The following is a 25,241-nucleotide window of genomic DNA, read 5'->3' on the forward strand; positions in this document are numbered from 1 at the left end:
GATCGACGGCGTCCCCACGCCGCGTACGGTCCGATGAGCCTAGGTCACTTCGTGCCGCTGCGGGAGCCCGCGTGTGGGGGTCGTGCTCCGGCCGAGCAGGCGGTCGCGCAAGCGCAGCCAGTCCGAGCGGCGGGTGCGGACGAGCGTCACGACGAGCACGACGGCGATCGCGGCGAGCAGCCACCACCGGTAGGCAACGACCGAGGGCCACACACCGCGCAGGGCGATCGCGAGCGTCAGGGCCAGCCACTCCCACCGGCCGGACAGCACCACGAAGGGGATGAGCAGCAGGGCGTACCAGGGGTACCGCGGGGTCACCGCGAGGAAGGTCACGCCGATCATGAACACCTGGCCGGACCAGGGGTTCGCCGGGTCGGACAGGCGCCACGCCAGCACCGCCGCGACGAGGACGACGAGCCCCACGACGATCGTGGCAGCGTCGCCGGGGACCACCTTCGCGACGAGGGCGAACCGGGATCCGTCCTCGTAGCCCTCCTCGGACAGGTATCCCGGCAGGTACCCGAGCACCTTCGGCCCGGTCGAGAGCACGTACGGGACGTAGAGCAGCCCGAACACGACGATGCCGACGGGGATCGCCCACCAGTTCCGCCAGCGACCGAGGAGCGCCGGGTAGACGATCGCGGGGATGAGCTTCGTCGCGGTGGCGGCCCCGAGCGCGATGCCGCCCCAGATCGGCCGGCCGAACGCCACGAGCACCGCGCCGGCGGTCGCGAGGGCGGCCCCGACGACGTCGACGTGCGAGTTCGTGACGGCCTCGGCGGCGACGAGCGGCGACCAGGCCCACAGCGCGGCCCACCACGTCGGCCGGCCGAGGCGGCGGAGCACGACGAGCAGCCCGACGGTGACGCCGAGCGAGACGAGCAGGCCGGCGACCTGGAACGGCATGTACTGGGCGGTGGCCGGCACGAACGCACGGACCAGTGCGAACCACAGCTCGGCCATCGGCGGGTAGATCGTCGGGACGTCAGGACGGTTCAGCGCGGTGCAGTGCCCGGCCGCGCCGTCGCCCAGACCGCGGTAGCGGGGCTCGAGCGGCTTGCACGTGCCGTCGACCTTGTCGGGGAACAACCAGTCCGGGCGGAGGTCGGCGATCGCGGTCGACTGCGGCGTGTGCGCGTACGGCGAGACACCGGCGTGCTGCACGATGCCGTCCCAGGCGTAGCGTGCGGAGTCGGTGCTCGTGTTCGGCGGGCCGACGAGGGCCGCGATCCCCACGACGACCGCACCCCCGAGCACGATCCGCGTCACGAGGTGCGGCGGAACGAACCTGAGCGCGAGCACCGAGCCCGCGAAGACGGTCCAAGCGATGAGCGTCCACGTGACGAATGGAGAGCGATGACCCTCCCGGAGGAAGCCCAGATGCGTGACACCCACCGCGATGACGACGGCGAGCACGAGCACGCCCGCCACGGCGAGGACCGTCGGGAGCAGGCGGCCGGGACGCAGTCGTTCGCTCATGGTCCGTCGAGGCTAGCGGGCGTGCAGCGGCTCCTGCTGGAGGCGCGGACCGCGATGGCCTCGCCGAACCGCACCGCACGCTCCGCCGTGGTCACCGGGAGGCTGCTCGGCATCGCCTTCCTGGTCTGCTTCGCGACCGGCGTCTACAGCCACCTGCTGCAGGAACCGCCGGGCTGGATGCGCTTCCCGACCCGGCCCGTGCAGCTCTACCAGGTCACGCAGGGGCTGCACATCACGGCGGGCATCGCCGCGATCCCGCTGCTGCTCGCCAAGCTCAACGTCGTCATGCCGGCGCTGCTCCAGACCCCGCCGGTCCGCGGTGTCCTGCACCTGCTCGAACGACTCTCGATCGCTGTCTTCGTCGCGTCGGCGCTCATCCAGGTGGTGACCGGGCTCCTCAACACCTTCCAGTGGTACCCCTGGCCGTTCCCGTTCCGGCAGGTCCACAACGCCCTGGCCTACGTCATCATCGGCTCGCTCGTCCTGCACATCGGCACGAAGCTGCGCATCATCACGCGCTACTGGCGGGCGCGTGACGCCTACGACGAGCACGGCCGCTTCGTCCCGGACGCGACGGTCGGCAGCGACCTGCCCGACCCCGGCCGGGAGGCCCGTCCCGCCTCCGCCACGGCGTCACGCGGGTTCGTGGGTCGCCTCCACCGCTGGATCGACGGCGCCGGTCCGGTCGCCCCCGCCGACGCGACCGGGACCGACGGGGCGGACGCGCCCCGGGCCTCCCGGCCGGACGAGCGGTCGTCCGCGACCGCGGACCCGGGTGCCGCGTCCGACGGTGCACGGCAGCGGGTCGCGCGCCGCGGGTTCATCGCGGGCGTCACCGCCGCCACGGCCGGGGTCGTCGTCCTCACCGCCGGGCAGTCGTCGGTGCTCGCCGAACCGTTCAACGTCTTCGGCCCCCGGCAGCGCCACATCGGACAGAACGGCCTGCCGGTGAACCGCACGGCCCGGGCCGCCGGCGTGCTGGCGACCGCGACCGCCGCGGACTGGGCCCTCACCGTCGCCGGGCCCGCTATCAGCCGGACGTTCTCGCGTGCCGAACTCGTCGCCCTCGGGCAGACCGAGGCACGGCTGCCGATCTCGTGCGTCGAGGGCTGGAGCCAGATGGCGACGTGGAAGGGCGTGCGGATCCGCGACCTGCTCGCCGCGGTGCAGTCCGACCCGGACGTCCGCGTCCGGGTGACGAGCCTGGAGCGGCACGGCGGCTACCGGATCATGGAGATGGGGCCGGAGTACACCGCCGACCCGACGACGCTCGTGGCCCTCGAGCTGAACGGCGAGAAGCTCGACCTCGAGCACGGGTTCCCGGCGCGGATCATCGCCCCCGGTCGACCCGGTGTCCTGCAGACGAAGTGGATCGAACGGATCGAGGTCATCAAGTGAGCGTCTCGACCGTCGACCGCCGCATCCGCACCGCCCGGGTCCTGCTCGTCGTCGTCGGCGTGCTCGTCATCGCGTTCGGGGCGTGGGTCCTCGTGACCTCCGTCCGGCCGAACCGGATCGGCGGCCTGGCGGTGTGGCTGCTCGCCGCCGTCGTGCTGCACGATGCGATCCTCTCGCCGTTCGTACTGGCCGTCGGCGCCGGGCTGCGGCGCGCCGGGCGGGCCCTGCGCACGTGGGTGCTCGTGGTGGTGCAGGCCGCGGTCGTGCTCGGCAGCGTGCTGGTCCTCGTGGTGGTGCCGGAGATCGTGGCGAAGTCCGAGGGCACGAAGAACCCGACCGTGCTGCCGTTCGACTACACGGCCCGGTTGCTCGTGGTCGAGGGCGTGCTCGTCGCGGTCGTCGTGGTGGCGCTCGTGGTCGGTGCGGTCACGGCTCGGCGTCACGCGGACGAACCTGTGGTTGCAGCGACAACCTCTCCCTAGGATGAGGACATGACCGACGACACGCCCTGGCTCTCGCGCGAGCAGCTGCGTGCGTGGATGGGCCTCGTCGCGATCATGGAACTCCTGCCGGCCGCCCTCGACCAGCAACTGCAGCGGGACGCCGACGTGACGCTGTTCGACTACATGGTCATCGCGATGCTGTCCGAAACCGAGTCGCGGACGCTGCGGATGTCGGTCCTCGCCTCGGCCACGAACGCGTCGCTCCCACGCCTGTCGCACGTCGTGTCCCGGCTCGAGAAGCGCGGCCTGGTGGCCCGGTGCCCGTCCGCCGAGGACCGCCGCGCGACCGACGTCCGGCTCACCGACGCCGGCTTCGACCACATCGTCGCCGCCGCTCCCGAGCACGTCCGGACCGCACGGCGACTGGTCATCGACGCGCTGTCCGACGAGCAGGTCGACGAACTCGGGACGATCTCCCGCGTGCTGCTGTCCCGGGTCGACCCCGAGGGGCGCTTCGCCGCGGTCAGCGGCATGCCCGGCGACGCTGACGACGACGCGGTGATCTGCGAGGGGCGGCTCACCGGCACCGCCGACGACAGGCTGCCGAGCACCGTCGACGGCATCGACTACCGGGCGGCCACGACCGACGACGTGCCGCTGCTGCGCCGCGCGACGCTCGACGCGCTGAACTGGTCGGGACAGCGCTTCACCGAGGCCGACCTGGACCGCCCCGAGTTCGGGCACTACGTCACCGCGTTCGACCCGACCCGCGCGGCCGGCGCGGGTGCAGTCGACCAGCGCGCCGCGGACCTCGGCGTGGTCGCGACGGACGGCGACGGCCCGGTCGGTGCCGCCTGGGTGGTGCACCTGCCGGCGGAGGACCCCGGGTACGGCTTCGTCGCCGCGGACGTGCCCGAGCTCACCCTGGCCGTCGACGCCCGGGCGCGCGGACGCGGTGTCGGAGCGGCCCTGCTCACCCGGCTCGTCGCCGCCGCACGGGACGCCGACCGGCCCGGGATCAGCCTGAGCGTCGAGGACGGCAACACCGCCGCGCGCATCCTCTACGAGCGCGCCGGCTTCCGCACCGTCGGGCGGAACGGCGACTCCGACACCATGCTGCTGACGTTCTGACCGCCGGTAGGCTCGCCGGTATGAGCCAGGCCGCCGAGCACCCGTCCGAGACCTACAGCTTCCTCGGACCGGCCGGCACCTTCACCGAGGCGGCGCTCAAGCTCGTCGAAGCTGCCGAGGGGAAGCCCTGGCGCAGCGTCAACAACGTCGGCGAGGCCCTGGACGACGTCGTCACCGGGCGCTCGGTCGGCGCGGTGATCGCCATCGAGAACAGCGTCGACGGCGGGGTCAGCGCCACGCAGGACGCCCTCGCCCGCATCCCCGGCGTGCGGATCGTCGGCGAGTACCTGGTCCCCGTCGACTTCGTCCTCGTCGCCCGGCACGGCACCCGGCTGGCCGACGTCCGCACGGTGAACGCCCACCCGGTCGCCTACGCGCAGACGCACCGGTGGCTCGAGACGAACGTCCCCGGGCACGGGCACATCCCCGCCTCGTCCAACGTCGCCGCCGCGATCGCCCTGCTCGACGACCGACCCGTCGCGGACGCCGCCGTCGCCCCGCCCGGCATCACCGACCACCACGACCTGGCCGTGCTCGCCGACTCGATCGGCGACAACACCAGCGCCGTCACCCGGTTCGTCCTGGTGTCGCGCACGCTCGCGATCCCGCCGCGCACCGGCGCCGACAAGACGAGCATCATCGTCGAACTCCCCGCCGACCACCCCGGCGCCCTGGTCGACATGCTCGAGCAGTTCGCGACGCGCGGCATCAACATGGGCCTGCTGTCCTCGCGGCCGATCGGCGACGAGCTCGGCCGGTACCGGTTCGTCGTCGACCTGGACGGACACGTGCACGACGAGCGTGTGGCGGACGCGCTGCTCGGCCTGCGCCGGTTCAGCCCGCGCGTGACGTTCCTCGGGTCGTACCCCCGGGCGGACGGCTTCCGCCCCGAGGTCTCGGCGCGCTACTCGGACGAGGCGTTCGTCGAGGCGCGCGACTGGCTGCGTGCGATCGTGAGCGGCGAGCCGGACGCGGGCTGAGCCTCCCGGCCGTCGGAGCGCCCGACCGGTGCCGACGCGTCCGGTGCCAGCGCGTCCGGCGGCAGCGCCACCGGTGGCAGCGCGTCCGGCGGCGGCGCCACCGGTGGCAGCGCGACCGGTGGCGGCGCCGCCAGCCACCGCCGACCGCGTCAGCGGCGTCGGGTCGCCCGCGTCTGGTCCTCGGGACCGGCCACGCGGACCGTGAGCCCGCCCGGGTCGATGCGCGCCCGGAACGCCGTGACCTCGCCGACGGGGTCGCCGTCGATCTCGAACTCGTCCGGACGCTCCAGGCGCACGACGAACTCCTCGCCGCGCAGGTAGCGCAGCGGGCGCTCGTCGCGGGTCTTCGTGACGATCCGCTTGCCGACCGCCGTGTTGCCGAGGGCCGAGCGGCGGAAGGCGCGCAGGATCGCGTTCTCCCAGAACACGCGGGCACCGATCCGGACCCAGCCGAAGAACCCGTGCGGACGCATCACGACGATGTCGAACACGCCGTCGTCGATCTCGGCGTCCGGCAGCAGCGTCGCACCGGCCTGCAGCATGCCGCAGTTGCCGACGATGAGGGAGTGGGCCCGCACCGTCCGGTTGCCCGCGCCGTCCAGGCGGTAGCGGAACTCGAAGGCGTCGGCGTCCCGCAGCGAGCGGACGAGCGAGTCGACGTAGGCGAGCCAGCCGACCTTCTTCTTCAGGTCGTCGTTGGTGTTCGCGAGCATCCGGGCGTCGAGCCCGAGACCGGCCATCACGAGGAAGCCGAAGCGGTCGCGGGAGCCGTCCGGACGCTCGACCCGGACCTCGCCGAAGTCGATCGCGCGGTCCTCGCCGTGGAAGATCGTGTGCGCGCTCGCGCCCAGGTCGTCGATCGGCGCCGGGATGTTCCGCGCCAGCAGGTTGCCCGTGCCGCTCGGCAGCAGGGCCAGGGCGGCGCCGGACCCGTGCACGACCTCGGCGACCGCACGGACCGTGCCGTCGCCGCCGGCCGCCGCGATGACGTCGACACCGGCTTCGAGGGCTTCGCGGGCCATGCCGCCGCCCGGGTCCTCCTCGCTCGTGGCGTACCACTTCGTGTCGGCCCAGCCGGCCTCGCGCTGGTACCGGTTCACGGTGCGCTTCAGCGTCGGCAGGTGGACCTTGACGGGGTTGTAGATGACTGCGGCGGTGCGCTGCTCAGTGGCGAGGGCGTCCTCCGGCACAGCGGTGGCATCCGAGGGCGTCGACATGTCAGCAACGCTACCGGCCTGTGCCTGCGGTGGTCCGGAAGGTGGCCGGCGGACGGACCGGGACCACGCCGTCGGTCCCGGACCGACGCGCCGGCGGCGGGTCGGCCGTGACGGCCCCGTCGGTGGGGAGCGGCGCGGATCCGGCCGGGCCGCGCCTCCCGTCCGTCCGTTCAGCGGCGGGCCGTGCCCGGCTCGCTAAGCTGGGGCGGTGATCGACCCCCAGCTGTTGCGCGACGAACCGGACCTCATCAAGGCCTCGCAGGCGGCGCGCGGCGCCTCCGTCGACGTCGTCGACCAGGCCGTCGCCGCGGACGCCGCCCGACGCAGCGCCATCACCTCGTTCGAGGCGCTCCGCGCGGAGCAGAACGCGTTCGGCAAGACCGTCGCGAAGGCCCCGAAGGACGAGAAGGCCGCGCTCGTGCAGCAGGCCCAGGCGCTCGCCGCGAAGGTGAAGGCGGCGCAGGCCACCGCCACCGCCGCCGAGGACACCTTCAACTCGGTCGTCCGCGCCATCCCGAACGTGGTGCTGCCCGACGTACCGGCCGGTGGCGAGGACGACTTCGTCACCCTGCGCACCGTCGGCACGAAGCCCGCGTTCACGTTCGAGCCGAAGGACCACGCCGACCTCGGTGAGTCGCTCGGCATCATCGACATCGCCCGCGGGGTCAAGGTCTCCGGCTCGCGGTTCTACTTCCTCCGGGGCATGGGCGCCCGGCTCGAGATCGCCCTCATGTCGCTCGGACTCGACCGCGCCGTCGCGCACGGGTTCGAGCCGCTCATCACGCCGACGCTCGTGCGCCCCGAGACGATGGCCGGTACCGGCTTCCTCGGCGAGCACGCGGCCGAGGTCTACCGGCTCGAGGCCGACGACCTGTACCTGACCGGCACGAGCGAGGTCGCCCTGGCCGGGTACCACGCCGACGAGATCCTGCAGTTCCCGGAGTCGGGCGAGAGCATCCGCTACGCCGGGTGGTCCACCTGCTACCGGCGCGAGGCCGGTTCGGCGGGCAAGGACAACCGCGGCATCCTCCGCGTGCACCAGTTCAACAAGCTGGAGATGTTCTCGTACGTCCTGCCCGAGCAGGCCGAGGCCGAGCACCAGCGCCTCGTCGCGATGCAGGAGTCGATGCTGCAGGACCTCGGGCTGCACTACCGCGTGATCGACGTCGCCGGCGGCGACCTCGGCACGAGTGCGGCGCGCAAGTACGACATCGAGGCGTGGGTCCCGACGCAGGGCACCTACCGCGAGCTGACCTCGACGTCGAACTGCACGACGTTCCAGGCCCGCCGCCTCGACATCCGCTACCGCACCGAGAGCGGCAAGACCGCTCCGGTCGCCACGCTGAACGGCACCCTGGCCACCACCCGCTGGCTCGTCGCGATCCTCGAGACGCACCAGCAGGAGGACGGCTCGGTCGTCATCCCCGAGGTGCTGCGGCCGTACCTGGGTGGCCTCGAGGTCATCGAACCCCGATGAGCTCCTCGCGCGGGTTCGTGGACGGGTCGGGCGGCGCCGGTGGTGCTCCCGCCGGAGCCGACGCTGCGCCCGCCCGGGTGAAGCGCTGGCTCGTCGCGCTCGACATCGACGGGACGACCATGCGTGAGGACGGGGTCGTCACCGACACCGTCATCCAGGCCGTGCGTGACGCCGAGGCAGCCGGGCACGAGGTCATGCTCTCCACGGGCCGCAGCGAGAACATGACGGTCCCGCTGCTCGAGCGACTCGGCATCGAGCCGGAGTACCTGGTCTGCGCGAACGGCGCCCTGACGCTCCAGCGCACCGCCGAGGGTGCCTACGAGCGGGTGCACGTCGAGACCTTCGACCCGACCGAGGTGCTGCAGACCATCCGCGGCGCGCTCGAGAACGGTGCGTACGGCGTCGAGGACGAGACCGGGCACTACCTGCTGTCCGGGGACTTCCCCGACGACACGATGACCGCATCGGGCGACCACGTCGACTTCGAACGGCTGCTCGGCGTCCGGGCCACCCGCGTCGTCGTCATCTCGCCGGAGCACGGGCTCGAGGAGTTCCTCGAGATCGTCGACGCGATGGGCCTGCACAAGGTCTCGTACACCGTCGGCTGGACCGCGTGGCTCGACATCGCACCCGAGGGCGTGACGAAGGCGACCGCGATGGAGCGGATCCGCGAGTGGCTCGACATCCCGCGCTCCCGCGTCTTCGCGGCCGGCGACGGACGCAACGACATCGACATGCTGCGGTGGGCCTCCACCTCGGGTCGCGGCGTCGTGATGGGGCAGGCGCCCGACGACGTCGTCGACGCGGGCAACGAGCTCACCGGCGGCGTCACCGCCGACGGGCTGGCGGCGGCGCTCGACACGCTGCCGCGCTGAGCGCGCACCGGCGCTGCGTCGGCAGCCGGGAGGCCCGGTAGACTCCTCGTGACGCGGTCACGTCTCGCCACGTGGCCGCGTCACCGGAGGGTTGTCCGAGTGGCCGATGGAGCCTGTCTTGAAAACAGGTGGGCAGTGATGTCTCGTGGGTTCGAATCCCACACCCTCCGCTGCGGAACCAGGCCGACCTGCGGTGACGTGAGGGGGTCCTGCCAGGGCCCTGGGAGCGCGAGCACGATGCTCCTACCGTCGAGGGCATGGACATCACCACACGCACCGTCGCCGTCGTCGGCGGCACCTCCGGAATCGGCCTCGACCTCGCACGCCGCTTCCGCGACGCCGGCAGCACCGTCGTCGTCGGCGGGCGCCGGACCGACCTGTTCGACGGGCTCCGCGCCGAGGGACTCGGCACCGTCGAGGTCGACGTCGCCGACGGCGGCTCCGTCGGGCGGGCACGGGACGCCGTGCTCGAGGCGTACCCCGATCTCGACACCGTCGTCACCACGGCGGGCATCGGCTTCCCGGAGGACCTCCGCGACCCCGGCCACTTCGCCGACGCCGAGCGCACCATCGACGTCAACGTGCTCGGCACCATCCGGGTCGTCGACGCGTTCACGCCGCACCTGCTCGCGCGGGGGAGCGGGACGATCGTGACCGTCAGCTCGGGGATCGGGTTCCTGCCGTTCCCGCTCATGGCCTCGTACGCGGCATCGAAGGCCGCGGTGCACTCCTACAGCGAGGCGCTCCGTGCACAGCTGGCCGGCACCGGTGTCGACGTGGCCGAACTCGTCCCGCCCGCGGTGGCGACGACCATGGGCGACAGCAACCCGCACGCGCTCCCGCTCGACGCCTTCGGCGCCGAGGTCATGGACCTGCTTGCTCAGGAACCGACCCCGCGCGAGGTCCTCGTGCAGGGCGTGCGCATGCACCGCTGGGCGGAGCGCGACGGCACCTACGACGAGCTCGTGGCGCAGCGGTCGGCCGCGCTCGCGATGCTGCCGGGGCGGGCGTGAGCCTCGTGCAGTGGGACGCGCTCCGCGCCGTCGACCGGATGCGGTGCGCCGCGCCTCCCGGGAGTCCCCGGTGAGCGAGCCGCGCGACCCCGCCGCCGACCGCCTCGGCGCCTACCTGCAGGCGCGCCGGGCGCTCGTCACGCCGGCGCAGGCCGGGATCCCGCCCGGCGGTGTCCGGCGCGTGCCGGGCCTCCGCCGCGAGGAGGTCGCGATGCTCGCCGGCGTCAGCACCGACTACTACCTCCGGCTCGAACGGGGGCGCGACACGCACCCGTCCGCGCAGGTCCTCGACGCGCTGGCCCGGGTGCTCCTGCTCGACGACGTCGAACAGGAGCACCTGCGGCACCTGGCCGAGCCCGGGCGTCGTCGTCGTCCGAAGCGCAGCGCCGAACGCGTGCCGGCGCGGCTGCACCACCTGCTGGCGTCCGTCGGGGTCCCGGCGTTCATCGAGGGGCGTGCCTTCGACGTCCTGGCGGCGAACGAGCTGGCCACCGCGTTCTCACCTCGGCTGCGGGTCGGCGAGAACCGTCTGCGGTCCCTGCTGCTCGACCCCGAGGAGCGGGCGTTCCACCGCGACTGGGAGCGAGCGGTGGCGGGCTTCGTCGGCGCCTTCCGACGGTCGGTCGCCGACGACGTGCAGGACCAGCGCGTCGTCGAACTGGTCGGCGAGCTGTCCCTGGCGAGCGGGCGCTTCCGGCAGCTGTGGGCGCGGCAGGACGTCCGCGCGCTCGAGGGTGGCTCCCTCGTCGTGGACCACCCGGTCGTCGGCGAGCTGCACCTGCACCGCGAGAAGCTGCCGGTCGACGGGCTGCTCCTCGTCCTGTACCACGCCGAGACGGGCAGCGAGAGTGCCGAGCGGCTGGCCCTGCTCGCCTCGCTCGCGCACGGCACCCGCTCGGGGGCGTGAGGAGCAGCCGCGTCCGCGCTACGGTGGTCGGCGGCGTGGACCGTCCGTTCTGTCCACGTCCAGGACCAGGAACCGCGGGGGAACGCAGACGATGAGCACGACGACGTCGATGTCCAGTCGGGGGACGGACCGCCGGGGTGCGATCCTCGAGGCCGCCGCCGTCGAGTTCGACGAGCGGGGCTTCGGTGCGGCGAGCATCGCCGGCATCGCCAAGACCGCCGAGGTCAGCCAGGGCGCGCTGCACTTCCACTTCCGCACGAAGCAGGCCATCGCGCTCGGGGTCATCGACGAGCAGAACGCCCGGACGTTCGCCGCGGTGACCTTCGACGACGCCTCGCCCCTCGGCGGGCTCGTCCAGGCGTCGCGGACCATCGCCGGACTGCTGCTCGACGACCCGGTCGTGCGCGCCGGCATCCGGCTGTCGCTCGAGAACCGCGTGTTCTCCGGCGCGACCTCGGCCTTCTACGACCAGTGGGTGGCGAGCGTCGTCGACGTCTTCCGGCTCGCGGTCGCCGCCGGTGAGGTGGACACGACGATCAGCGCGGAGGCACTGGGCGCCACCGTCGTGCCGTGGTTCACCGGCGTGCAGCTCGTGTCGGACGTGCGCGCCGCGCGGGCGGACCTGCTGCCGGCGGTCGGGACGATGTGGCGGGTCCTCGCCCACGCCTGCGTCGTGCCGGCGCACCGCGACCGGCTGCTGGCGGTCGTCGACCGCACGTTCGCCTGCCCGACGGCCTGAGGGCCTGGCCGCTGGCCGCTGGCCGCTGGCCGCTGGACACCGGGGGTGCTCCCGCGACCACGAAGGAGGCCCGGACCGGCCCCGGTGGGCTGGTCCGGGCCTCCTGTCCGGTGTGGTGGCGGCGTCAGCCGGCCTTGGCAGCCTGCTTCGCGCGGGCCTTCTCGGCCTTCTCGCGGCGCTCGACGCGGGCCTTCTGCGCCTTCTCGCGACGCTTCGCGCGCTTGTTCGCGCGCTCGTGGTCCTCGACGTCCTCGGAGCGCTTCTGGCGCCACGGCTGCGCGGCCAGGTCCGGGCCGTCCCAGACCTTGATCGCACCCCAGGCGGCGGCCAGGAGGGGCACCGAGATGATGGCACCGGTGATGCCGGCGAGGACCGTGCCGGCGGTCAGGCCGATCAGGATGACCAGGCCGTGCAGGCGCAGGGTCTTGCCCATCAGGACCGGCTGCAGGAAGTTGCCCTCGAGCTGGTTGACGAGCACGACGATGCCGACGACGATCAGCGCCGGGACCGGACCGAGCGCGACGAGGGCCACCAGGGCGGCGAGGATGCCGGCCGCGGTGGCACCGACGATCGGGATGAACGCCGTGATGAACACGACGACGGCCAGGGGGAGGGCGAGCGGGACGCCGACGATCGCGATGCCGACGCCGATGCCGATCGCGTCGACCGCCGCGACGGTGGCGGTGCCGCGGACGTAGCCGCCGAGGGTCGAGACGACGCGGTCACCGACACGACGGGCGCGGTCGTACGAGGCGCCGGTGAAGGGGCGGAGCAGGAACTCCCAGATGCGGGGCCCGTCCTTGAGGAAGAAGAACAGCACCACGATCATCAGCACGAGGCCGGTGAGGAAGTTCGCGGTGGCCGAGGCGCCGGCGAGGGCGCCCGAGCCGAACTGGGCGCTCGTGACGAAGTCGGTGGCCGTCTTCACCGCGTCGTCGACTTGCGAGTCGGAGATCGAGAACGGCAGGGTCGTCGCGAACTCCTGCAGCTGCTGGAAGCCCTGCACGGCGGACTTCTGCAGGCTCGACCACTGGTTCTCGACGGCGACGACGATGAGGTACCCGACGAGGCCCAGGACGACGAGGACGCCGAGCAGCACCGTCAGCGTCGCGAGGACCGAGGGGACGCGGTGCCGGCGGAGCCAGGACACCACGGGGTGCATGGCCGACGCGATGATGAGCGCCAGGAGCACCGGGATCGTGACGACGCTGAGCACCTGGCTGGCGTAGATGATGCCCGCCAGGATGACGATGATGATGATGACCTGGAGGCACCGGGTCGCGAGCTTGCCGAACGAGTCCGACCACACCGCCCGCACACCGGTCACCTGCTCCGACGGGGGAGACGCGGGCGGGGGCGGGGTGGAGCGGGAGAACGGCATGCCGCCGACGCTACAGACGCGCGGGTGCGTGCGCCGGGATCGAGCGGGATGCGCGGGTCAGGCGTCGGCGGGAGTCGCGTCGAGGTCGCGGTCCCGGAACCACTTGAGCAGCCAGGCGGCACTCGTCCGGTCGAAGGACCGCGGGAAGTCCAGCGTGCCGGAGAGGAACGGGCTGAACCCCTCCTCGGCCGCGATGTCCGCGTCGTCGAGTCCGCGGTACGCCATCGACCAGCCGTCGAAGCGCCGACGGTCGATGTCCTCGCGGATGAGGGACCGGACCGTGTGGTGGCGCGGGTCACGCTCGATCGCCGCGAACCGGTCGTCGACGCTCCACGCCGGCCCCTCGAGCAGCTGCATGAACCGGCCGCCCTTGACGACGAGCAGGCCGGAGACCCCGAGCGCCTCGTTGCGCAGTCGGGCCGCCGCGAGCATCTCCGTGAGCTCGTCCTCGCTGAACTCGTGCGTCGCGACGCTCATGTAGACGATGGAGACCAGCACCAGGGCATCTTCGCCTGCACCAGGCCCCCGGCACAATCGTGTCCGCGATTCGCACCGCGACCCGCGCCTAGGATCGTCGGCATGGCGACCGTCCTCCTCGTCCGGCACGGACGCACCACCGCGAACGCGACGGGGCTCCTCGCGGGCCGCACCGCCGGCGTCGCGCTCGACTCCGTCGGCAAACGCCAGGCCGCCGCGACCGCCGAACGCATCGCCGCGGTACCGCTCGCCGCGGTCGTGTCGAGCCCGCTCGAGCGCTGCCGGCAGACCGCACGCGCCGTCACCGCCTTCCAGTCGGGCGAACCGCAGCAGTTCGTCGAGCGCGGCATCATCGAGGCGGACTACGGCGACTGGCAGAACCGGAAGATCAGCGACCTCGCCCGCGAGCCGCTCTGGCGCGTGGTGCAGACGAACCCGAGCGCCGTGGTGTTCCCCGGCGGCGAGTCGATGCAGACCATGCAGTCCCGCGCGGTCGCCGCGATCCGACGACTCGACGCGCAGATCGAGGCCGAACACGGCGCCCACGCGGTCTGGGTCGCGGTCAGCCACGGCGACATCATCAAGTCCGTCCTGGCCGACGCGCTCGGCATGCACCTCGACCTGTTCCAGCGCATCTCGGTCGGTCCGGCCTCGGTGTCGATCGTCCGGTACGGCGAACAGCGCCCGGAGGTCGTCGCGACGAACACCGAGTCCGGCGACCTGTCGTGGCTCGCCCGCGCTGCTGCGCCGACGGGCGACGCACCGATCGGCGGAGGCGCCGGGCACGACCCCGCCGAGCCGGGGACCGCCACTCCCTGAACGGACGGAGGCGGGCGCTCCTACAATGCGGGTATGCCCACCATCGTCCACGGCTTCGACTGGCCGGACAGACTCGTCGTCGGCACGATCGGGCGCCCGGGTGAGCGGTCGTTCTACATCCAGGCCCGTGACGGCCGCCGCGTCGTCAGCGTCGCGATCGAGAAGGAACAGTCCGCCGTCCTCGCCGACAAGATCGACGAGCTCCTCGACGAGGTCGCCACCGTCGAGGACAACCGCTTCAGCGTCCCGGACACCGCGCCCTCCGAGCTCCGCGACGGCGACCCGCTCGACCAGCCCGTCGAGCCCGAGTTCCGCGCCGGGGCACTGAGCCTCGGCTTCGACCCCGCCACCGCGCAGGTCGTCATCGAGGCGTACCCGATCGACGACGACATCGAGGTCGTCTCCGAGGGCGAGGGCGACGACGTCGAGGCGGTCGTCGAACTGTCCGAGCCGAGCGAACTCCTGCAGGTCAAGATCCCGGTCGGCAGCGCCCGGGCCTTCGTCGAGCGCACGCGGGAGGTCGTCGCCGCCGGCCGCCCGAACCCGCCCGAGCTCGGATGACCGTGCAGCGCGGGGACGGCGGCGGGACGGGTGGCCTCGACGCCGCCAGCCCCTCCGTGCCGAGCGCGCCCGGCGAACTCCGGATCACCGGACGCATCCGCGAGGCCTCGAACGCGACCTTCCTCGCCCGGCTCGACGGCGAGAACGTCGTCTACAAGCCGATCGAGGGCGAGAAGCCGCTGTGGGACTTCCCGGACGGCACGCTGGCCGGTCGCGAGGTCGCCGCCTACCTGGTCTCCGAGACCCTCGGGTGGAACGTCGTCCCGCCGACCTGGATGGGCGACGGTCCCTTCGGCCCCGGCATGGTCCAGCGGTGGCAGGACATCGACCCCGAGCAGGACGCCGTCGACCTGGTCCCCGCCGAGGAGGCCGCCGTCGCGGTCGCCGCGGGCACCGTCCGCGAGGTGCTCGACGCCGTCGACGAGAACGACCAGGCGGTGACGCTCGTGCACGAGGACACCGCGGTCCTGCGCCGGATGGCCGTCTTCGACGTCGTCACGAACAACGCGGACCGCAAGGGCGGACACGTGCTCGCCATGCCGGACGGGCACCGCTTCGGAGTCGACCACGGCCTGACCTTCCACGTCGAGCACAAGCTCCGCACCGTCCTGTGGGGCTGGATCGGCGAGCCGCTCACCGAGGACGAGGTCGAGGGCCTGCAGCGGCTGTCGGAGGCGCTGCGCGGCGAGCTCGGCGAGACGCTGCGGGAGCACCTGAGCGGCGAGGAGCTGTCCGCGCTCCGCGGGCGGTGTGCGGCGCTCGCCGCGGTGCGGGCCTTCCCGCCGCCGGACGGCTACGGACCGGCCGTGCCGTGGCCGGTGTTCTGACGCCGACGCTTCCGCGCTGACGCCGATGCGTCGACGCCGATGCGTTGACGCCGTCGCGTTGACGCTGGCACCGACGCTCCCGCGCCGACGTCATCGTCCGTGGGCGTCGCCGTCGGCGGCCGCGGGCGCCGCGGGCGCCGCGGGCGCCGACGGCGCCGTGGGCGCCGCGGGTCAGCCGAAGCGGCCGAACGCGCTGCCCCACAGGCCGTCGTCGCCGAAGACCGAGCCGGAGCCGTGCCGCGCGCCGAGGTACGAGCCCACCACGGCGACCCCGAGGTCGTCGTTCTCCGGCGCGGTGACGGTGCCGTCGACCCGGCGGGCCATGCCGTCCACGAAGCGGGCGAGCCCCGGGTCGTCGCCGAGGCGGAAGAACGTCGTCTTCGCGCCGAGCCGGTGCGCGTTCTCGAGCTCCCGCACGCTCAGCGCGATCGTGACCGGGTCCGGCGGGTAGCTGAAGTACACCTGCCCGTTCGGTTCGAGGTGCGAGGTCGGTTCGCCGTCGGTGACGATGAGCAGTACCGGCTGCGCGTTCGGGTGCTTCCGGAAGTGCCGGTTCGCGAGCAGCAGGGCGTGGTGCAGGTTCGTGCCCTTGTCCCACATGGCGTCGAGGCCGACGAGCTGCTCCACGTCCATCACCTCGGCCTCGCGACCGAAGGCGATGAGCTGCAGGTCGTCGCCGCGGAACCGGGTCGAGATCAGGGTGTGCAGGGCCAGGGCCGTGCGCTTCATCGGGACCCAGCGGTCCTCCATCGCCATCGAGAACGAGGTGTCGACGAGCAGCGCGACCGCGGCCTGCGTGCGGGCCTCAGTCTCCTGCACCTCGACGTCCTCGATCTGCAGGCGCACTCCCGGCCCGGAGCGCGGACCGTCGCCGGCGGTGCGGGTCAGCGCGTTCGTGATCGACCGGGTGACGTCCCACGGCTCGGTGTCGCCGAACTCCCACGGGCGGGTCGAGCCCGACCGGTCTCCGGCTGCCCCGGCACGGCGTAGGTCGCGTGCACCCTGGCGGCCGGACATCCGCTCGGCGACGTCCTTGAGCAGGCTCTTGCCGAGCTGCCGCATCGCCTTCGGGGTGAGCCGGAGCTGACCGTCGGTCCCGCGCCGCATCGCCCCGGAGTTGCGCAGTGCCTTCTCGAGCTGCTGCAGCGTCCGGGCGTCGACGGCGGCCTGGTCGCCGAGCTGCTGCGCGAGGGCGTCGAGGTCGAGGTCGTCCAGCTCGGAGCCCGGGCCGACCTGGGCGAGCTGGTCGGCCAGGGCGTCGAGGTCGGCGATGTCCTGGAACACGCCGGTCCCGTCGCCCAGGCCGAGGCCCTGCTCGCCGCTCATCCCCTCGGAGCCGCCCCAGTCCTCGCCGGGCCGGAGCGCGCGGAGGTTGTCGTCCAGCTGGGACAGCGCGCCCATCAGCGCGGGGGAGCCGAACGCCTGCTCGGCCAGGGCGTCGAGTTCGTCGCGCTGCTCCTGCGTCATCGAGTTGCGCATCCGCTGGGCGGCGGCGGCCCGGGCGGCGAGGTCGTCGAGCAGTTCGTCGACGTTCTGCGGGTTCGACGGGAACTGGTCGCCGTGCTGCCGCATGAAGTCGTCGAACTGCTCCTGCGTGTCCTCGCCGCGACGGTGGGCCTCGAGCAGTTCGTTGAGGTCCTGCATCATCTGCCCGACGGCGGCCCGGTCCTCGTCGGAGGCGTTCTCGAGCGCCTGCTTCATGCCGGCGAAGCGCTGGTCGAGCATCTCGCGTCCGAGCAGGTCCTTGATCTGCTCGTACTTCTGCCGGGCGGTCGGGCTCGTCCAGTCGTACCCGGACAGCTCGCCGACCGCCGCGGCGGGCGAGGCGGGCAGGCTGTCCAGCTGGAGTTCGGCGAGGGCGCGGTCACCGTCGTCCATCGCGGTGTCGCGCGCGAGCTGTCCGCGTTCGGCCAGCACGGCCTCGTCCAGGAGCTGCCTGATCTCCTGCAGGGTGCCGTCGAGGCCGTGCTTGCTCGTCAGCTCACGGCGCTTCTCGGCGACGAGTCGGGCGAGGTCGTCGAGCCCGCGCTGCGACCGACCACCGCGGCGCAGGAACTCCCGCATCGCGCGCTCGGGCGAGGTGCCCGCCATGACGTCCTGGCCGATGAGGTCGAGCGCCTCGGCGAGGTCGACGGGTGGGGCGAGCGGGTCCGGCCCGCCCTCGTACTTGCCGTAGCGGCTGTCCCGGCTCAGCCGACGGTTCGGCCGGCTAGCCACGGGGAGCCTCGTCGTCCCGGAGTTCAGATGCCATACGCTGCTTCGCCCCCGCCGGACTCCTTGCTGATGCGCCGGGCGAGGAACAGGCCCTCGAGTGCGAGCTCGACCGCACCGGCACGCTCGCCGTCGGTCGTCGCGCCGACCCGCTCGCAGATCCGGTCGTACAGGTCCGACTCACCGAGCGACGGCAGGCCGGCCAGGAAGTCGCGGGCGCTGACCTGCTCGCCCGTCGTCACCATCGTGCCGCCCTCGAGCGCCTCGACGAGCACGCCGAGGTCGAGCCCGCGGAACCGGGCGCGGACGGTCTCCGCCGTGGCCGTGCGGAGCAGGTGCTCGAGCACCTCGTCGGCGCGGTCTTCCTCGCCGGACTCGAACTCGATCTTGCCTCCGAGGACGTCGACGGCGGTCTCGAGGTCGATCGGACGGGCGACGGCGTCGGGCTCGCCCTGCCGCGCGGCCCGGTGCACGGCGGCTGCCGAGACGGTCTCGGCGCCGGCGATGGAGAACCGGGCGCTGACGCCGCTGCGCTGGTCGACCGCGCTGGACTCGCGCAGACCGCGGGTGAAGCGGGCGAGGATCTCGACGAGCGCGTCCGGCACCTCGGCCGTCAACTGGGCTTCCTGGCGGATCACGGCGATCTCGTCCGCGAGCTCGATCGGGTAGTGCGTGCGGATCTCGGCGCCGAAGCGGTCCTTGAGCGGCGTGATGATCCGGCCGCGGTTCGTGTAGTCCTCGGGGTTCGCGCTCGCCACGACGAGCACATCGAGCGGCAGGCGCAGCACGTAGCCGCGGATCTGGACGTCCCGCTCCTCCATCACGTTGAGCATCGCGACCTGGATGCGCTCGGCGAGGTCCGGCAGCTCGTTGATCGCGACAATGCCGCGGTGGCCGCGGGGGATGAGGCCGAAGTGGATGGTCTCCGGGTCGCCCAGGCTGCGGCCCTCGGCGACCTTCATCGGGTCGACGTCGCCGATGAGGTCCGCCACGGAGGTGTCCGGCGTCGCGAGCTTCTCGACGTACCGCTCGTCGCGGTGCACCCACGAGATCGGCAGGGCGTCGCCGAGGTCCCCGGCGCGCCGGATGCTCGCGGTGGTGATCGGCTCGAAGGGGTGCTCGCCGAGCTCGGAGCCGGTGATGACCGGCGTCCACTCGTCCATCAGGCCGTGCATGGTGCGGAGCAGGCGGGTCTTGCCCTGCCCGCGCTCGCCCAGCAGGACGACGTCGTGCCCGGCGATCAGGGCACGTTCGAGCTGCGGGATCACGGTGGTCTGGAACCCGTGCAGGCCGGGCCAGGGGTCGCGGCCCTCGCGGAGGGCGCTCAACAGGTTGTCGCGGATCTCGGCGCGGACCGACTTCTGGACGTGCCCAGCAGCGCGGAGCTCGCCGACCGTGTGGATCTCAGGTCGGTTCACGGGCGCCACGGTACGCCCGCCCACCGACGGCGGCAACGGACGGGAGGCGCGAGGCGGCGCCGCCCCGCGCCTCCCGTCCGACACGGCCGCGCCGAGACGCCCCCGTCTCCTGTCGACGCAGCGTCAGCGCCGAGACGCCGCCGGATGTGGCGGCGCTTCCACAGGTCGGAGGCGTCTCGGGCAGACGCCCCCGTCAGCCGAACAAACGGCGGGACGCGATCTCGGCGCCCTCGGTGAGCGCGCGGAGCTTCGCCCACGCCACGTCGGACGCGACGAACTCGTAGCTCGCGAAGGTCGCCAGGCCGCAGTCGGTGCCGGCGACGATGCGGGTGGGGTCGCCCACGGCCTCGGCGGCCTCGACGATGCGGTTCGCGACGAGCTGCGGGTGCTCGAGGTAGTTCGTCGTCACGTCGATCACGCCGGGCACGAGGACGGCGTCGTCGGGCAGCGGCAGGTCGCGGAACGCCGGGAACTCGTGGGCGTGCCGGGGGTTGCCGAACGGGATGCTGAACGAGCCGACCTCGGCGCGGTACAGGTGGGGCAGGAGGACGTCGACCGGGACGTCGTCCTGGTGCGGGCCCTGCCAGTTGCCGTAGCAGACGTGCAGTCGCGTCTGCTCCTTCGGGATGTTCCGGAGGGCGTGGTTGAGCGCGTCGACGTGCAGGTCGACGGCGGCGAGGAACTCGTCGAGCGGGGCGTCGCCGAAGTGGATCACCCGCTCCATCGCCAGGTCGGGGGCGTCGAGCTGCAGGACGTGCCCGCGGGCGACGATCTCCTCGTACTCGACACGGAGCTGCTCGGCGAGGGCGAAGACGTACTCGCGGTGGTCGGCGTAGTGCGGGTTGTGCTCGTCGAGGAGCAGCGTCGTGGCGACGATCCCGGGCGTCGCCGCCGAGATGAACGTTCCGGCGGGGGTGCGCCCGGCGGCGGCGTTCCGGGCGAGTTCGCGCTCGAAGCCGTCGAGGTCCTCGCGGATGCCGGCGCGTTCCTCGTCGTACTGCAGCAGGCCCTGGGCGACCGGGGTGTCCCAGACGCGGGCGACCTCGGCGCTCTCGTCGATCTGACGGGCCTGGAACGCGGCGTACTCGGGGAACTTCAGCGAGTCGAGGGTCGGCTTGCGGTGACCGGAGCCCCCGAATCCGGACAGGCGCTCGCGGATGTAGGTCGAGAACCCGACGCGGGGGACCTCGCCGTCGTTCACCACGTCGAGGCCGGCGTCGAGCTGCGCGTCGACGGTGCGCGCCAGCACGGCGGCGACCTCGTCACGGAGGGCCTGCTCGTCGAAGGGCTTCCCCTGGTCGCGCGCGACCAGGAGCGCGGTGAGCTCCGGCGTCCGGGGGAGCGACCCGGTGTGGGTCGTGAGGATGCGGTCGGTCGAGTTCTGCAGCGGCACGCGCCCACGGTACTGACCGGAGGCGCGGCACGGCGGAGCGTTACGGCATCGGTCCTCGGGTGGTCGGGTCGGCGGGTGGCCGGGTCGGCGAGGTGAGCGGGTCGGCGGGTGGCCGGGGCGGCACAAGTTGTGAGGATCCCTAGTTATCCGGGAGGATGGACGCACGGCGGCGGAGCCGGATCGACATAGGGGGATTCGGCTCCGCTCCGTCCGTCCTGAATGTCGTGCCGTCGGTCCTGGCGTCGTTCCGCCGCTCCTGGGCGTCGCTCCGTCGTGGGCACCGGTCGTCACAGGCCGCGGAACGCGACTCCTCGCGACCGGGAACCGGACCGGCGACGCGGGCGTACGTTCCACTCTTGCGGCTGGCGGAGGGCGCTTGCCGCGGGAAGGGGACTGCGCATGACGAGCGCCAGCGGAACGAAGGACGGGACGGTCAGGAGCCTCGTCCCGGCGAGGATGGACCGCCTGCCGTGGACGAAGTTCCACTGGAGCGTGGTGGTCGGTCTCGGGGTGTCGTGGATCCTCGACGGACTCGAGATCCAGATCGTCTCGAACGCCGGCTTCAAGGCCGACCTCGGACTGTCGAACCAGGAGGTCGCCAGCCTCGGCAGCGTCTACCTGATCGGACAGGTGGTCGGTGCGCTGGTGTTCGGCCGCATGTCCGACCGACTCGGCCGACGCAAGCTGTTCATCCTGACGCTCGCCATCTACCTGATCGGTTCCGGCATCGCCGGCCTCGCCCAGGACTGGTGGTTCCTGGCGGTCTTCCGCTTCGTCGCGGGCCTCGGCATCGGCGGTGAGTACGCGGCGATCAACTCCGCGATCGACGAGTTGATCCCGTCGAAGTACCGCGGACACGTCGACATCGCGATCAACGGCACCTACTGGGGCGGCGCGGCGCTCGGCGCGGCCGCGAACATCTACCTGCTCGACACCGCGTACTTCGCGGAGAACGTCGGCTGGCGGATCGGCTTCTTCCTCGGCCCGGTGCTCGGCATCGCGATCATCTTCCTGCGCCGGCACATCCCGGAGAGTCCGCGGTGGCTGATGACGCACGGCAAGGAGCAGGAGGCCGACGAGACCGTCGCACGGATCGAGGCCGAGGTCGAGCGTGAGTCCGGCCGGAAGCTCGAACCGGTCCCCGACTCGAAGGCGTTGACCGTGACGCCGATGGACCGCGTCGGCTTCCTCACGATCGCCCGGGTGCTCCTCAAGCAGTACCCGACGCGCACCCTCGTCGGGGCGACGATGATGATCACGCAGGCGTTCCTGTACAACGCGATCTTCTTCACGTACGCGCTGGTGCTCACGAGCTTCTTCGGGCTGAAGACCTCGGAGACGAGCGTGTACTTCTTCCCGTTCGCGATCGGCAACCTGCTCGGGCCGATCATCCTCGGCCGGTTCTTCGACACGTGGGGTCGTCGGCAGATGATCTTCCTGACCTACCTGGTGTCCGGCTTGGTGCTCGCGACGTCGGCGTTCCTGTTCCGGGCGGACGCGATCAGCGCGACGGTCCAGGTCGTGTTCTGGTGCGTCTCGTTCTTCTTCGCGTCGGCCGGTGCGTCCAGCGCCTACCTGACCGTGAGCGAGATCTTCCCGCTCGAACTCCGCTCGCAGGCGATCTCGTACTTCTTCGCCCTGGCCCAGGTCTTCGGTGCGCTCGCCCCGACGATCTACGGCGCGTTCATCGGCGAGGGGGCCTCCCGCGAACCGCTCTTCTGGGGGTACCTGCTCGGATCGGCGGTGATGATCATCGGCGGGGTCGTGGCGCTCGTCTTCGGGGTCGACGCCGCACGGAAGGGGCTCGAGGACATCACGCAGCCCCTGTCCGTGCTGACGGCGAGGGACGGGAAGGGTCCGGGTTCGGGTTCGGGTTCCGGATCCTCCTCCGGCGCAGGGTCGAGCACGGGATCCAGGCGAAACACCTGATGCAACATGTTTAGCGGTCGACGCCACGTCCTGTGACGCTCGTGACCACGGCCCGTCCTGGAGGGCCGTGGTCACGAGGGGAACAGATGCCGCACACGAGAACACCGATCGGGCAGGACGCTGCCCTGCACACCGGGTTGTCCATCCCGGTTGTCCACCGCCTCGCACCGAGGGCACCCGGCGGGCATCGCCGTGCATGAGGGTGGCGGGATGACCGGACTCCTCCGCGCGGAGCGCGACCTCGCTCAGCCCAGCGACCCGCTCGCCGTCCCACGCAACCTGCTGCGCGACGCCGTGTTCGCGCGCATGCTGCGGAGCATCCTGCGCGGGGACTACCGCCGCGGGCAACGCCTCCGGCTCGACGCCCTGGCCGACGACATGCAGGTCTCGCGGACGCCGGTGCGCGAAGCCCTCGTCCCACTCGAGGCCATGCGGCTGGTCATCGTGCAGCGCTACGTCGGCGTGGTGATCGCGCCCTGGACCGTCGGCCAGATGGTCGAGCGCGTGCGGATCGCGCAGGCGATGCTCCTCGACCCACCGGCCAGCTGTGCGCCCACCGATGAGCCCTTCGACGCGCTCGCCCTGCGTGACTGCCTGTCCGAGGCGGGGGCGTTCGTGGAACTCGCGGTGTGGGTGCTCCGACGGTCCGGGGCGCCGGTGAGTGCCGACTGGTTGCGGTCGCAGCAGCCGGTGCTCGACGTCTTCCACACCGACGACATCGCCCGCGCGAACGGCATCGACGTCGCGGCTGACTGGTCGAGCCGGATGCACCTGGTGAAGGCCGCTCGCGCCGCGGCACTCGTCGACGACGTCGGCCAGTGCGCGGCGAGGCTGACAGAGCTCTCCGAACTGCTCATCGGCTTGCCCGAGCGGTTCCGCGCCACCGAGACCGTGTGACCCGTCCCGCGGCGGACGGCTTCCTGCGAGGACGGTCACGCCTGGTCCACCGGATCGTCAGGAGGCCCTGTGCCAGCCTGTTCCGGTTGCCGTCCCCGCCGAAGGGTCCGGTCGCTCCGTCTGCTCGGCGGGTGTGTCGACCGATCAGCGCCCGGGGAACCACCGTCGCGGCAGGGAGCGTCGGTGTCCGTGTCCGCCGACGACAGGAGTGCCGATGTCCGACGTCCGCGATCGGTCCCACCGCCTCAACCGGGCGCGGGGGATCGCCCGACACGGACGGCTCCGGCGCCCCCGGCCGCTCGGTGCGGCGGCCCGCCTGCTGTCAGGGGTCGTGGCCGTCGCGCTGGTCAGCTCCGCCTCCGTCGCCGCCATCGCCACGAAGCAGGTGTCGGACGACCTCGGATCAGGCGTCGTGATCCAGGGGCAGCCCACCGCCCCGGCGCACCGGAGCGCGCTGCGGTCGTACCAGGGTGGCTTCACCGTCCTGGTCGTGGGCACCGACAACGACCCGGACCAGGGCACCTCCTACGGCGAACGCGACGCCACCCTGAACGACGTCAACATCCTGGTGCACGTGTCCGCCGACCACACGAACGCCACCGCCGTCAGCATCCCGCGCGACCTGGTGGCGCCGATCCCTGCGTGCGAGAAGCCCGACGGGACGGGCACGGTCCCGTCGCCCGGGCAGCAGCCGATCAACACGGCCTGGGGTGCGGGCGGGCTGAACTGCGTCGTCCAGACCGTGCAGGGCCTGACGGGCGTCGACGTGCAGTACTCGGCGGCCGTGTCCTTCAACGGCGTCATCGAGATGTCGAACGCGGTCGGCGGCGTGCCCGTGTGCGTGGCGCAGCCGATCACCGACCCGTACACCGGACTCGACCTGCCGGCGGGTACGACCACACTGCAGGGTGCCGATGCCCTGGCGTTCCTCCGCTCCCGGCACGGCGTCGGCGACGGGTCCGACCTCGGACGGATCTCGAGCCAACAGGCCTTCCTGTCCTCGCTGCTGCGCACGGTGAGGTCGGACCGGACGCTGACCGCGCCGCCGACGCTGTACAAGCTCGCCCGCGCCGCAGCCTCGAACATGTCGCTCTCCCAGAGCCTCGGCGACGTCGGCACGATGGTGCAGATGGGCCGCGCCCTGCAGGACCTGCCCCTCGACCACGTGAACTTCGTGCAGTACCCCGGGGCTACGGGTGGCACCGGAATCTACGCCGGCAAGGTGCAGCCCGACGCGGCCATCGCCACCCGGCTCTTCGCGGCGATCCGGGCCGACCGGCCGTTCTCCCTCGGCGCGGACAGCACCGGTATCGGGTCCGAGGCCGACCCGGAGGCCGCCACGGGCCCGGACCAAACGGCCGCGCCCGCGGCCGGACCGTCGACGGCGACCCCGGCACCCGACGGCCCCACCGCGCCGGACGCCCCGGCGCCGTCGGGCACACCGGGATCGACGAGTGCATCGGGTTCGTCGAGTGGATCGGGTTCGTCGAGCGCACCGGGGTCGACGAGCACGCCGGCGCCCGAGACGATCGACGGACTGCAGGGGCAGTCGGCCGACGAGCGGACCTGCACCAGGGCGTTCGGCTCGTGACGGAGCCGCGCGCTCACACCTGATCGGTCGCGCCCCAGACGACGTCGCTCCCCGGGCGGGCGCCGGGCGATCGGGGAC

General features: G+C 72.5%; 22 protein-coding genes and 1 tRNA gene. 16 read left to right on the plus strand and 7 right to left on the minus strand.

Going from position 1 to position 25,241, the window contains the following annotated elements; translation table 11 throughout:
• Positions 1–39: 39 nt before the first annotated feature.
• On the minus strand, positions 40–1,479 hold the full coding sequence (locus KM842_RS00965; RefSeq protein ID WP_216260107.1) for a glycosyltransferase family 87 protein: 1,440 nt from the start codon (positions 1,477–1,479) through the stop codon (positions 40–42).
• A 21-nt stretch (positions 1,480–1,500) separates the two neighbouring features.
• Here KM842_RS00965 and KM842_RS00970 point away from each other — a divergent pair, with 21 nt between their 5' ends.
• The 4 genes from KM842_RS00970 to pheA are packed head-to-tail and all read left to right on the plus strand — an operon-like array spanning position 1,501 to position 5,431.
• The gene (locus KM842_RS00970) at positions 1,501–2,877 is read left to right on the plus strand and encodes a molybdopterin-dependent oxidoreductase (RefSeq protein ID WP_216260109.1); all 1,377 of its coding nucleotides are present in this window, start codon (positions 1,501–1,503) and stop codon (positions 2,875–2,877) included.
• Complete coding sequence (locus tag KM842_RS00975; RefSeq protein WP_216260110.1) at positions 2,874–3,359, plus strand: hypothetical protein; 486 nt, start codon at positions 2,874–2,876, stop codon at positions 3,357–3,359. Before KM842_RS00970 ends, KM842_RS00975 begins: the two co-directional genes overlap by 4 nt.
• Before the next feature lie 9 nt (positions 3,360–3,368).
• Entirely contained in the window at positions 3,369–4,451 is a 1,083-nt protein-coding gene (locus KM842_RS16005) for a GNAT family N-acetyltransferase (protein ID WP_367397701.1), read from the plus strand.
• Between the two features lie 20 nt (positions 4,452–4,471).
• Positions 4,472–5,431, plus strand: a complete 960-nt coding sequence (gene pheA / locus KM842_RS00990; RefSeq protein ID WP_216260111.1) for a prephenate dehydratase — start codon at positions 4,472–4,474, stop codon at positions 5,429–5,431.
• 149 nt (positions 5,432–5,580) lie between these two features.
• On the opposite strand, the gene KM842_RS00995 is transcribed toward pheA, so the two are convergent.
• Positions 5,581–6,648 (minus strand): diacylglycerol/lipid kinase family protein, encoded by a 1,068-nt coding sequence (locus KM842_RS00995; protein ID WP_216260112.1) that lies wholly within the window; start codon positions 6,646–6,648, stop codon positions 5,581–5,583.
• Between the two features lie 208 nt (positions 6,649–6,856).
• Between KM842_RS00995 and serS the strand changes: the two genes are divergently transcribed.
• The 6 genes from serS (at position 6,857) to KM842_RS01025 (ending at position 11,659) form a co-directional block, all read left to right on the plus strand.
• Positions 6,857–8,125: a serine--tRNA ligase gene (gene serS / locus KM842_RS01000; RefSeq protein ID WP_216260113.1), complete on the plus strand. Its 1,269-nt coding sequence runs from the start codon at positions 6,857–6,859 to the stop codon at positions 8,123–8,125.
• Positions 8,122–9,000 carry an HAD family hydrolase gene (locus tag KM842_RS01005; protein WP_216260114.1) on the plus strand — a complete coding sequence of 293 codons (879 nt, stop codon included), beginning with the start codon at positions 8,122–8,124 and terminating at the stop codon, positions 8,998–9,000. Before serS ends, KM842_RS01005 begins: the two co-directional genes overlap by 4 nt.
• An 85-nt stretch (positions 9,001–9,085) precedes the next feature.
• A tRNA-Ser gene (locus tag KM842_RS01010) sits at positions 9,086–9,170 on the plus strand.
• An 87-nt stretch (positions 9,171–9,257) separates the two neighbouring features.
• A complete protein-coding gene (locus KM842_RS01015; protein ID WP_216260115.1) occupies positions 9,258–10,013 on the plus strand; it encodes an SDR family oxidoreductase in 756 nt (251 codons plus the stop codon).
• Positions 10,014–10,083: 70 nt separating this feature from the next.
• Positions 10,084–10,920: a helix-turn-helix domain-containing protein gene (locus tag KM842_RS01020; protein ID WP_216260116.1), complete on the plus strand. Its 837-nt coding sequence runs from the start codon at positions 10,084–10,086 to the stop codon at positions 10,918–10,920.
• 91 nt (positions 10,921–11,011) lie between these two features.
• Positions 11,012–11,659 (plus strand): ScbR family autoregulator-binding transcription factor, encoded by a 648-nt coding sequence (locus tag KM842_RS01025; protein WP_216260118.1) that lies wholly within the window; start codon positions 11,012–11,014, stop codon positions 11,657–11,659.
• Between the two features lie 124 nt (positions 11,660–11,783).
• Here the strand turns inward: KM842_RS01025 and KM842_RS01030 are convergent, their stop codons facing one another.
• Positions 11,784–13,040: an AI-2E family transporter gene (locus KM842_RS01030; RefSeq protein WP_216260120.1), complete on the minus strand. Its 1,257-nt coding sequence runs from the start codon at positions 13,038–13,040 to the stop codon at positions 11,784–11,786.
• A 57-nt stretch (positions 13,041–13,097) separates the two neighbouring features.
• The gene (locus KM842_RS01035) at positions 13,098–13,538 is read right to left on the minus strand and encodes a BLUF domain-containing protein (RefSeq protein ID WP_216260122.1); all 441 of its coding nucleotides are present in this window, start codon (positions 13,536–13,538) and stop codon (positions 13,098–13,100) included.
• A gap of 81 nt (positions 13,539–13,619) precedes the next feature.
• On the opposite strand from KM842_RS01035, the gene KM842_RS01040 reads away from it, so the two are divergent.
• The 3 genes from KM842_RS01040 to KM842_RS01050 are packed head-to-tail and all read left to right on the plus strand — an operon-like array spanning position 13,620 to position 15,724.
• Positions 13,620–14,336, plus strand: a complete 717-nt coding sequence (locus KM842_RS01040; RefSeq protein ID WP_216260124.1) for an MSMEG_4193 family putative phosphomutase — start codon at positions 13,620–13,622, stop codon at positions 14,334–14,336.
• A gap of 33 nt (positions 14,337–14,369) precedes the next feature.
• Positions 14,370–14,897, plus strand: a complete 528-nt coding sequence (locus KM842_RS01045) for a DUF3090 domain-containing protein (protein WP_216260125.1) — start codon at positions 14,370–14,372, stop codon at positions 14,895–14,897.
• Complete coding sequence (locus KM842_RS01050; RefSeq protein WP_216260126.1) at positions 14,894–15,724, plus strand: SCO1664 family protein; 831 nt, start codon at positions 14,894–14,896, stop codon at positions 15,722–15,724. Before KM842_RS01045 ends, KM842_RS01050 begins: the two co-directional genes overlap by 4 nt.
• Positions 15,725–15,895: 171 nt before the next feature.
• On the opposite strand, the gene KM842_RS01055 is transcribed toward KM842_RS01050, so the two are convergent.
• The 3 genes from KM842_RS01055 to KM842_RS01065 all read right to left on the minus strand — a co-directional run bounded on the left by KM842_RS01055 (position 15,896) and on the right by KM842_RS01065 (position 20,746).
• Positions 15,896–17,941, minus strand: a complete 2,046-nt coding sequence (locus tag KM842_RS01055; RefSeq protein ID WP_253206185.1) for a vWA domain-containing protein — start codon at positions 17,939–17,941, stop codon at positions 15,896–15,898.
• 23 nt (positions 17,942–17,964) lie between these two features.
• Positions 17,965–19,353: a MoxR family ATPase gene (locus KM842_RS01060; protein ID WP_216260127.1), complete on the minus strand. Its 1,389-nt coding sequence runs from the start codon at positions 19,351–19,353 to the stop codon at positions 17,965–17,967.
• Positions 19,354–19,546: 193 nt separating this feature from the next.
• Positions 19,547–20,746, minus strand: coding sequence for a cobalamin-independent methionine synthase II family protein (locus KM842_RS01065; protein WP_253206186.1), 1,200 nt, complete (start codon positions 20,744–20,746; stop codon positions 19,547–19,549).
• Between the two features lie 399 nt (positions 20,747–21,145).
• On the opposite strand from KM842_RS01065, the gene KM842_RS01070 reads away from it, so the two are divergent.
• The 3 genes from KM842_RS01070 (at position 21,146) to KM842_RS01080 (ending at position 25,163) form a co-directional block, all read left to right on the plus strand.
• A complete protein-coding gene (locus tag KM842_RS01070; protein WP_253206187.1) occupies positions 21,146–22,675 on the plus strand; it encodes an MFS transporter in 1,530 nt (509 codons plus the stop codon).
• Between the two features lie 210 nt (positions 22,676–22,885).
• Positions 22,886–23,572: a GntR family transcriptional regulator gene (locus KM842_RS01075; protein WP_216260128.1), complete on the plus strand. Its 687-nt coding sequence runs from the start codon at positions 22,886–22,888 to the stop codon at positions 23,570–23,572.
• A 214-nt stretch (positions 23,573–23,786) separates the two neighbouring features.
• Positions 23,787–25,163 (plus strand): LCP family protein, encoded by a 1,377-nt coding sequence (locus KM842_RS01080; protein WP_216260129.1) that lies wholly within the window; start codon positions 23,787–23,789, stop codon positions 25,161–25,163.
• Positions 25,164–25,241 lie beyond the last annotated feature (78 nt).

Source organism: Curtobacterium sp. L6-1 (assembly GCF_018885305.1).
Classification (GTDB): domain Bacteria; phylum Actinomycetota; class Actinomycetes; order Actinomycetales; family Microbacteriaceae; genus Curtobacterium; species Curtobacterium aetherium.

What these genes read in the sequence shown, in the direction of transcription:
- KM842_RS00965 (WP_216260107.1), bottom strand. Translation starts at nt 1,479, where the DNA reads ATGAGCGAACGACTGCGTCCCGGCCGCCTGCTCCCGACGGTCCTCGCC.
- KM842_RS01025 (WP_216260118.1), top strand. Translation starts at nt 11,012, where the DNA reads ATGAGCACGACGACGTCGATGTCCAGTCGGGGGACGGACCGCCGGGGT.
- KM842_RS01040 (WP_216260124.1), top strand. Translation starts at nt 13,620, where the DNA reads ATGGCGACCGTCCTCCTCGTCCGGCACGGACGCACCACCGCGAACGCG.
- KM842_RS01080 (WP_216260129.1), top strand. Translation starts at nt 23,787, where the DNA reads ATGTCCGACGTCCGCGATCGGTCCCACCGCCTCAACCGGGCGCGGGGG.
- KM842_RS01075 (WP_216260128.1), top strand. Translation starts at nt 22,886, where the DNA reads ATGACCGGACTCCTCCGCGCGGAGCGCGACCTCGCTCAGCCCAGCGAC.
- KM842_RS01030 (WP_216260120.1), bottom strand. Translation starts at nt 13,040, where the DNA reads ATGCCGTTCTCCCGCTCCACCCCGCCCCCGCCCGCGTCTCCCCCGTCG.
- KM842_RS16005 (WP_367397701.1), top strand. Translation starts at nt 3,369, where the DNA reads ATGACCGACGACACGCCCTGGCTCTCGCGCGAGCAGCTGCGTGCGTGG.
- KM842_RS01050 (WP_216260126.1), top strand. Translation starts at nt 14,894, where the DNA reads ATGACCGTGCAGCGCGGGGACGGCGGCGGGACGGGTGGCCTCGACGCC.
- KM842_RS01015 (WP_216260115.1), top strand. Translation starts at nt 9,258, where the DNA reads ATGGACATCACCACACGCACCGTCGCCGTCGTCGGCGGCACCTCCGGA.
- KM842_RS01005 (WP_216260114.1), top strand. Translation starts at nt 8,122, where the DNA reads ATGAGCTCCTCGCGCGGGTTCGTGGACGGGTCGGGCGGCGCCGGTGGT.
- KM842_RS01045 (WP_216260125.1), top strand. Translation starts at nt 14,370, where the DNA reads ATGCCCACCATCGTCCACGGCTTCGACTGGCCGGACAGACTCGTCGTC.
- pheA (WP_216260111.1), top strand. Translation starts at nt 4,472, where the DNA reads ATGAGCCAGGCCGCCGAGCACCCGTCCGAGACCTACAGCTTCCTCGGA.
- KM842_RS00995 (WP_216260112.1), bottom strand. Translation starts at nt 6,648, where the DNA reads ATGTCGACGCCCTCGGATGCCACCGCTGTGCCGGAGGACGCCCTCGCC.
- KM842_RS01070 (WP_253206187.1), top strand. Translation starts at nt 21,146, where the DNA reads ATGACGAGCGCCAGCGGAACGAAGGACGGGACGGTCAGGAGCCTCGTC.